The sequence below is a fragment of the Pseudomonas sp. RW10S2 genome, assembly GCF_014268985.1.
GTDB lineage: Bacteria > Pseudomonadota > Gammaproteobacteria > Pseudomonadales > Pseudomonadaceae > Aquipseudomonas > Aquipseudomonas wayambapalatensis.
The window spans coordinates 48,386-55,802 of the sequence record NZ_JABWRO010000019.1 but is presented as its reverse complement, the minus strand read 5'-3'; the positions used below and the strand labels follow the sequence as shown (position 1 = coordinate 55,802).

Genomic DNA, 7,417 nt, shown 5'->3' with positions numbered 1-7,417 from the left:
GGCCCATCGCGGGGCAAGCCCGCTCCTACAGGTTTTGTGTAGGTGCGGGCTTGCCCCGTTTGTTTTCAGGCCTTGCTGATCAGGTTGCCGGCGTGCAGCCCGCATTCCTTTTGAGTCGACTCTTCCCACCACCAGCGTCCTTCACGCTCGTGCTGGTTCGGCAGCACCGGGCGGGTGCAGGGTTCGCAGCCGATGCTGATGAAGCCGCGTTCGTGCAGGCTGTTGTACGGCAGCTCGAGCATGCGGATATAACCCCAGACTTCCGCGCTGCTCATCTGCGCCAGGGGGTTGAACTTGTACAGGGTGCGTTCGGGCGTGGAGAACGCCGAATCGATCTCCAGTGCCGCGACCTGGCTGCGGGTGCCAGGGCTCTGATCGCGGCGCTGGCCGGTGGCCCAGGCGCTGACGGTGGCCAGCTTGCGACGCAGCGGCTCGATCTTGCGGATGCCACAGCATTCGCCATGGCCATCCTTGTAGAAGCTGAACAGGCCCTTTTCCTTGACGAAAGGATCGAGCTTGGCGCGATCCGGGCTGAGGATTTCGATTGGCAGGTTGTACTGCTCGCGAACCTGGTCGATGAAGCGATAGGTTTCCGGGTGCAGGCGACCGGTGTCGAGGCTGAACACCTTGACTTGCTTGTTCAGCTTCCAGGCCATGTCTACCAGCACCACGTCCTCGGCACCGCTGAAAGAGATCCACAGGTCGTCGCCGAAGTGTTCGAAGGCGAGCTTGAGAATGTCCTGCGGGGACTTGCTGGCATAGGTCGCGGCCAGGGCGGCGACGTCGAAGGGTTGGCTCATCAGGCGGTTTCCATCGTGTGTATGGCGCTGTGCGCTCGTAATGGGGCGATGGTAACAAAAAATGGCGGGGTAGACGGGCTCGAATAGAGGGTGCCTGCTTCGCGGGCAAGTCGGGGCGCCGAACCGCCGCTCCTACAGGCGAATCATCGGCTATAGGCCCTGCAAGGTCTCCATCAACACCCGCACCTTGGCGATCGACTCCTCGTATTCGGCCTCCCACGCCGAATCAGCCACCACGGCGCCACCGCCCCAGCAACTGACCTGGCCATCCTTGATCAGCAGGCTGCGGATGGCGATCGAGCTGTCCATCTCGCCGCGCACGTCAACGTATAGCAGCGACCCGCAGTACAGTGCCCGGCGTGTCGGCTCCAGTTCATCGATGATCTGCATGGCGCGGATCTTCGGAGCCCCGGTGATCGAGCCGCCGGGGAAACTGCCGGCGATCAGGTCCAATGCATCCTTGCCGACGGCCAGGCGTCCGGTGACGCTGCTGACCAGGTGGTGGACGTTGGGGTAGCTCTCCAGGCTGAACAATTCCGGCACCTTCACCGAACCGATCTCGCAGGTACGGCCGATGTCGTTGCGCAGCAGGTCGACGATCATCAGGTTCTCCGAGCGATCCTTGGTGCTGGCTTGCAACTCGCGAGCGTTGCGCAGGTCTTGCTCCGGGTCTGGCGAGCGTGGGCGGGTGCCTTTGATTGGGCGAGTCTCGACGTCGCCCTGATTGACTCGGATGAAGCGCTCTGGCGAAAAACTCAGCAGTGCGCTGTCTGGGCTCAACTGCTGGAAGCCGGAGAAGGGCGTCGGGCAGGCGCTGCGCAGCGCTTGGTACGCCTGCCACGGGTCGCCCTGGCAGGGGGCGCGAAAGCGCTGCGTGAGGTTGATCTGGTAGCAGTCTCCGGCGTGGATGTAGCGTTGTACCTGATCGAAGGCCGCGTGGTACTGCTCGGCACGAAGGTCGCCCTGCATGGGCGCGAGCAGCTTGAAGGTTCCGTTGGGTGACCTGTCATCGCCCTCGAACAGGCGGATCAGGCGCTCGCGTTCGCTGCTGGGCAAGGCGGGATGGAACACCAGTTGGCTGGTGCGCAGCTGGTGGTCGGTGATGGCAGCCCAGGCGTACAGGCCCAGTTGCGCATCGGGCAGGCCGAGGTCGTCTGTCGCCAGGTGCGGTAGATGCTCCAGGCGCCGGCCGAAGTCATAGCTCAGGTAGCCGATCAGTCCGCCGGCGAACGGCAGTTTGCTGCCCTCGGGCAGCGTAGCCTCGCCAAGTCCCGCCAGCGCCTCGCGCAACCGCTGCAGATAGCTTTCGCCGCTTTCGCCGTTCTGTGCTTGCAGTTGTTGCAGCGGCCAGGCACTGAACAGGTCGAAGCGCCCGCGCTCGGCGACCGGACGGGCGCTGTCGAGCAGGATGGCGCCGGGGGCCAGGCGCAAGCGGCTGAAGTAATGCGCAGGATCGGGCTGGTAGGGCAGGGGGTGCAGCGTACAGGTCGGCATCGGAATGGACGGCGATGAAAATCAAGGAGGGGGATTGTAGGCCGCTGTAGGAAAAGTGCCTAGCACCAGTTGGAGCAGGCCGCCCCTGCAGGGACGGCCTGTGCTGGAGTCATTGCTGGACGACGTGGCCGAACAGCCCCTGTGCCACCCGCACGCGAGTCTCGGCATCTTCGCTGATGCCGTCCTTGGCCAGCGCCTCGATATGCGCCTCGATGGCGTGGGTGCGCTGGGTCAGGCCGCAGTCGTTGGCGATCTGGATGTTCAGGCCGGGGCGGGCGTTGAGCTCCAGGATCAGCGGGCCCTTGTCCTGGTCCAGCACCATGTCCACGCCGATGTAGCCCAGCCCGCACAGCTCGTAGCAACTGGCAGCCAGCTTCATGAAGCCGTCCCAGTTCGGCAGCTGCACGCCGTCCACTGCGTTGGTGGTGTCCGGGTGTTTGCTGATGATCCGGTTCAGCCAGGTGCCGCGCAGGGTGACGCCAGTGGCGAGGTCCACGCCGACGCCGATCGCACCCTGGTGCAGGTTGGCCTTGCCGCCGGACTGGCGGGTCGGCAGGCGCAGCATGGCCATCACGGGGTAGCCCATCAGCACGATGATGCGGATGTCAGGCACGCCTTCGTAGCTGATGCTCTTGAAAATCTGGTCGGGGGTGACGCGGTACTCGATCAGGGCTCGGTCGCGGTGCCCACCCAGCGAATACAGCCCGGTGAGAATGCTCGAGATCTGGTGCTCGATTTCCTCATGGCTGATGATCTTGCCAGAGACCGTGCGATAACGGTCCTCGAAGCGGTCGGCGACTACCAGGATGCCATCGCCGCCAGCGCCCTGCGCTGGCTTGATCACGAAGTCGCTACGCCCGCCGATGATCTCGTCGAGCTTTTCGATCTCTTTTTCGGTTTCGATGATGCCGTACATCTCCGGCACATGGATACCGGCCGCCAGTGCGCGCTCCTTGGTGATGATCTTGTCGTCGACGATCGGGTACAGGTGGCGTTTGTTGTACTTCAGAACATAGTCCGCGTTGCGCCGGTTGATACCCATGATGCCCCGGGCCTCCAGGGCTTTCCACGTCTTGATCAGTCCGAACATCAGGCGTCAGCCTTCTTCAGGAATGCCTTGAAGCGAACGAGCTCGGTCAGGCGGTAGCCGCGATAGCGACCCATCGCCAGCATGAAGCCCACCAGGATCAGCAGCACGGCCGGGAAGGTGAAGACGAAGTACACGGCTTCCGGCACGGTCATCAGCAGGTGCGCCAGCGAGGCTGCGAACAGGGTGCCGACGGCGACTTTCATCGCATGGCCGCCGCCACGTTCTTCCCAGGTGATCGACAGGCGCTCGATGGTCATGGTCAGGATCACCATCGGGAACAGCGCCACCGACAGCCCGCGCTCCAGGCCCAGCTTGTGGCTGAACAGGCTGATCGCAGCGATCAGCACCACGACGAAGGTCAGCACCACCGACAGGCGGGGCAGCATCTGCAGCTTCAGGTGTTCAAGATAGGAGCGCAGCGAAAGGCCCAGGGCGGTGATCACCGTGAACAGCACGATGCCGAAGCCTAGCTGCGTTTCGCGGAAGGCCAGGGCAATCAACACCGGGGTGAAGGTGCCGAGGGTCTGAATGCCGATCAGGTTGCGCAGTACGAGGATGACCAGCACGCCGATCGGGATCATCACCATGATCATGAAGGTCTGCTGGGTTTGCAGCGGCAGGCCGTACAGGGAGTATTCGAGGAAGTCGGCATCGGTGTTCTCGTCGGTCAGCTTGGCCAGGCGGATGGCGTTCATCTCGCTGTTGTTCATGCTGAAGGTGACGGTGGCCTTCTTGCCACCATCGACGGTGATCAGGTTTTCATCGCCGGTCCACCACAGCAGGCGGTCACTGGGCAGGCCTTGCTCGCCGGTTTCCGGGTTGAAGTACAGCCAGGCGTTGCCGTTGAAGCTGCGGAGCCACAGCTCAGGGCTCTGCGGGGTGTCGGCAACCAGGCGGATGGTATGGACCTTTTCCATCGGCACGTGGGCGATCGACAGCAGCAGGTCGATGACCTGGGCTTTCTTCATGGGGGAGTTGTCGCCGGCCAGCAGCAGCTTGGCGTTGTCGTCGTTGGCGTTGTTGACACGCTTGATGGTTTCGCTGACGAAGGTCTCGACGTCGGCAGAGTGTTGGCGAATCGGTGCCATCAGTGCTTCGGCGGCGATCTTTTCGGGGCCTTCGACCGCCAGGCTGTCACGGAAGGTCGGACCCTTGATCTTGGCTTTCTCGGTGCTGTAGCGCTTGGTCAGGACCAGGCGGTAGTAAAGGGTCTGGTTGCCACTGGCGCGGCGAGCCGACCAGGTGACCTTGCGATTGCCGTCGGTGCGATTGACGCTGACCCCGTAGTTGTTGGAGATGAAGCTCTCGTTGAGGCTCACGTAGTCGCGGTTCAGCGGCGGCACGAACATCTGGATCTTCACCGGGTCCTTGGGACTGGCGACGAACTCGACCTTGGCGTCGATGTTCCACAGATCGTCGGTCTCGTCTTCGGTCACCGGGATGCCCAGGATGAAGATCTGGTAGCAGGTGACCGTCACGCCCAGCAGCACCAGGATGGTGATCAGGACTTTCAGGTGCAGGGTAAGAGAGCGCATCGGAATTACTCTACTTTGGGAGCTTCGGTGGCACAGGCAGGTTTGCCGGCGGCGTATTTGAGGCTGGGGTCGACCAGCGCGTCGAAGTGCTTGAGTGCCTCGGAGCCAATCAGCAGCGGGAACTGGAAGGCGCTGCGGTCGGTGAGGTTGACTTCGATGGTGCGCAGGGCCTGGCCCATGCAGATGTTCAGTTCGATCACCGGACGGGCGGTGTAGGCCTTGCCTTCGTCCGGGTCGTAGTCACCGGCACGCCGCTTGATCTTGCTGACGCGGGCCAGTGGGCGTTCGATGGGGTGCTTGTGGGCGGCGTCGATGGCCAGGTAGAAGCGCACCCAGCTTTCGCCATCGCGCTTGAAGCGCTTGATGTCGCGTGCGCTGAGCGAGGCGGTCTTGGCGCCGGTGTCGAGCTTGGCGGCCACTTCAAGGTCGAGATCGCCCAGGCGGGCGTATTCGTTCAGGCCGTACACGGTCTTTTCGGCCGCATGGCCAAGCGCCGGCAGCAAGGCGAGGCTGAACAACAGTGAATAAAACGTGGGTCTCATAGTCCTGGCGCGGTGCTGTCTGTGTTCGGGGCAGGGCGCAAGCGCCTCGTTCATCTGTCAACAGCATGAAATGATGACAGGCACACTATCCGTAATCCTTGGGAAGCGCGGCATTCTATCACGCCGACGTCTTGACGCCAGCGCGCTGCGATGAGACCGCGACAGTGCGGGGTAAGTTCGTTATTAGACAATTGTCGACAATGTTGTTTTTGTCTTTGACTATGCGCCTTCATTTGGCTAGTTTTGGCGCTATCAATTTGCAAGGTGTCGACAATCATGCTTGAAGCCCCTCAGGCCCTCGCACCGGTTGCAGATGAGTCCGAAACGCTTTCAGAGAATGTCTTTCGGCGCATCCAGGCGGCCATCGTGAAGGGGGATATCGCCCCGGGCAGCAAGATTTCCGAGCCGGAGCTGGCCCGCACCTACGGCATCAGCCGCGGCCCGCTGCGCGAGGCCATTCATCGCCTCGAGGGTCAGCGCCTGCTGGTGCGTGTGCCGCATGTCGGTGCGCGGGTGGTATCGCTCAACCATGCCGAGCTGATAGAGCTGTACGAAATCCGCGAATCGCTCGAAGGCATGGCCTGCAGGCTGGCCGCTGAGCGCATGACAGTGGCCCAGATCGACGAACTGCGCCAGGTGCTCGACACCCACGAGCGCGATGCGGCATTCCAGGCTGGGCTTGGCTACTACCAGCAGGAAGGCGATTTCGACTTCCACTATCGAATCATCCAGGGCAGCGGCAACCAGACCCTGGTCAAGATGCTCTGCGGCGAGCTGTACCAGTTGGTGCGCATGTATCGCATCCAGTTCTCGGCCACCCCCAACCGTCCGCGCCAGGCCTTCGCCGAACACCACCGCATACTCGATGCCATCGCCGACCGTGACGGCGAGCTGGCCGAACTCCTGATGCGCCGCCATATCGGTGCGTCCAAGCGCAATATCGAGCGTCACTACCAGGACGCCCACAACAACAGCCCACGAGGTGAGTCATGACTGTGAAGAGCACCCCCGGTCAGCGTTTTCGCGACGCCGTAGCCGCCGAGCATCCGCTGCAGGTAGTCGGAGCCATCAACGCCAACCATGCGCTGCTGGCCAAGCGCGCCGGGTTCAAGGCCATCTACCTGTCCGGTGGCGGTGTCGCTGCCGGCTCCCTGGGCCTGCCGGACCTGGGCATCAGTGGGCTGGACGACGTGCTGACCGATGTCCGCCGGATCACCGATGTGTGCGATCTGCCGCTGCTGGTGGATGTCGACACCGGCTTTGGTGCCTCGGCGTTCAACGTCGCCCGCACGGTGCGCTCGATGAGCAAGTTCGGCGCTGCGGCCATTCACATCGAGGATCAGGTCGGTGCCAAGCGCTGTGGTCATCGGCCGAACAAAGAGATCGTCTCGCAGCAGGAGATGGTCGACCGTATCAAGGCGGCAGTGGATGCGCGTACTGACGACAGCTTCGTGATCATGGCGCGTACCGACGCCCTGGCGGTGGAAGGCTTGAATGCGGCATTGGACCGTGCCCAGGCGTGCGTCGAGGCCGGCGCCGACATGATCTTCCCCGAAGCCATCACCGAGCTGCAGATGTACAAGACCTTCGCCGACCGGGTGAAGGCGCCGATCCTGGCCAATATCACCGAGTTCGGTGCCACGCCGCTGTACACCACCGACGAGCTGGCGTCGGTCGATGTATCGCTGGTGCTGTATCCACTGTCGGCGTTCCGCGCCATGAACAAGGCTGCCGAGAACGTCTACGCCGCCCTGCGCCGCGACGGTACTCAAAAGAATGTGATCGACACCATGCAGACTCGCATGGAGCTCTACGATGCCATTGGTTATCACGCGTTCGAGCAGAGCCTCGATGCGCTGTTTGCGCAGAAGAAAGGGTAAGCCATGCCGGCGGTGTCGGCCCCATCGCGGGGCAAGCCCGCTCCCACAAGGATCACGCAGTCCTCTGTAGGAGCGG

The 7,417-nt window shown here is 62.8% G+C and carries 7 protein-coding genes; 2 read left to right on the top strand and 5 right to left on the bottom strand.

All coding sequences use genetic code 11. The features are described 5' to 3' along the window. Positions 1–65: 65 nt before the first annotated feature. The 5 genes from HU729_RS06800 to HU729_RS06780 form a co-directional block, all read right to left on the bottom strand. Positions 66–800 (bottom strand): phosphoadenylyl-sulfate reductase, encoded by a 735-nt coding sequence (locus tag HU729_RS06800; protein ID WP_054895447.1) that lies wholly within the window; start codon positions 798–800, stop codon positions 66–68. A gap of 150 nt (positions 801–950) precedes the next feature. Continuing rightward, on the bottom strand, positions 951–2,294 hold the full coding sequence (pabB, locus tag HU729_RS06795; RefSeq protein WP_186669559.1) for an aminodeoxychorismate synthase component I: 1,344 nt from the start codon (positions 2,292–2,294) through the stop codon (positions 951–953). Positions 2,295–2,403: 109 nt separating this feature from the next. Further along, on the bottom strand, positions 2,404–3,384 hold the full coding sequence (locus HU729_RS06790) for an alpha-L-glutamate ligase-like protein (RefSeq protein WP_063544141.1): 981 nt from the start codon (positions 3,382–3,384) through the stop codon (positions 2,404–2,406). Then, entirely contained in the window at positions 3,384–4,919 is a 1,536-nt protein-coding gene (locus HU729_RS06785) for an inactive transglutaminase family protein (RefSeq protein ID WP_186669555.1), read from the bottom strand. Before HU729_RS06785 ends, HU729_RS06790 begins: the two co-directional genes overlap by 1 nt. A gap of 5 nt (positions 4,920–4,924) precedes the next feature. Next, positions 4,925–5,461, bottom strand: coding sequence for an ATP-dependent zinc protease (locus HU729_RS06780; RefSeq protein ID WP_186669553.1), 537 nt, complete (start codon positions 5,459–5,461; stop codon positions 4,925–4,927). 276 nt (positions 5,462–5,737) lie between these two features. Here HU729_RS06780 and HU729_RS06775 point away from each other — a divergent pair, with 276 nt between their 5' ends. Both HU729_RS06775 and prpB read left to right on the top strand, forming a co-directional pair. Continuing rightward, complete coding sequence (locus tag HU729_RS06775) at positions 5,738–6,454, top strand: GntR family transcriptional regulator (protein WP_186669550.1); 717 nt, start codon at positions 5,738–5,740, stop codon at positions 6,452–6,454. Next, positions 6,451–7,341, top strand: coding sequence for a methylisocitrate lyase (gene prpB, locus HU729_RS06770; RefSeq protein ID WP_186669548.1), 891 nt, complete (start codon positions 6,451–6,453; stop codon positions 7,339–7,341). Before HU729_RS06775 ends, prpB begins: the two co-directional genes overlap by 4 nt. Positions 7,342–7,417: the final 76 nt, after the last annotated feature.

Bases quoted from the DNA above. Each gene is read 5' to 3' on its own strand.
- HU729_RS06800 (WP_054895447.1), bottom strand. From the start codon at position 800: ATGAGCCAACCCTTCGACGTCGCCGCCCTGGCCGCGACCTATGCCAGC.
- pabB (WP_186669559.1), bottom strand. From the start codon at position 2,294: ATGCCGACCTGTACGCTGCACCCCCTGCCCTACCAGCCCGATCCTGCG.
- HU729_RS06790 (WP_063544141.1), bottom strand. From the start codon at position 3,384: ATGTTCGGACTGATCAAGACGTGGAAAGCCCTGGAGGCCCGGGGCATC.
- HU729_RS06785 (WP_186669555.1), bottom strand. From the start codon at position 4,919: ATGCGCTCTCTTACCCTGCACCTGAAAGTCCTGATCACCATCCTGGTG.
- HU729_RS06780 (WP_186669553.1), bottom strand. From the start codon at position 5,461: ATGAGACCCACGTTTTATTCACTGTTGTTCAGCCTCGCCTTGCTGCCG.
- HU729_RS06775 (WP_186669550.1), top strand. From the start codon at position 5,738: ATGCTTGAAGCCCCTCAGGCCCTCGCACCGGTTGCAGATGAGTCCGAA.
- prpB (WP_186669548.1), top strand. From the start codon at position 6,451: ATGACTGTGAAGAGCACCCCCGGTCAGCGTTTTCGCGACGCCGTAGCC.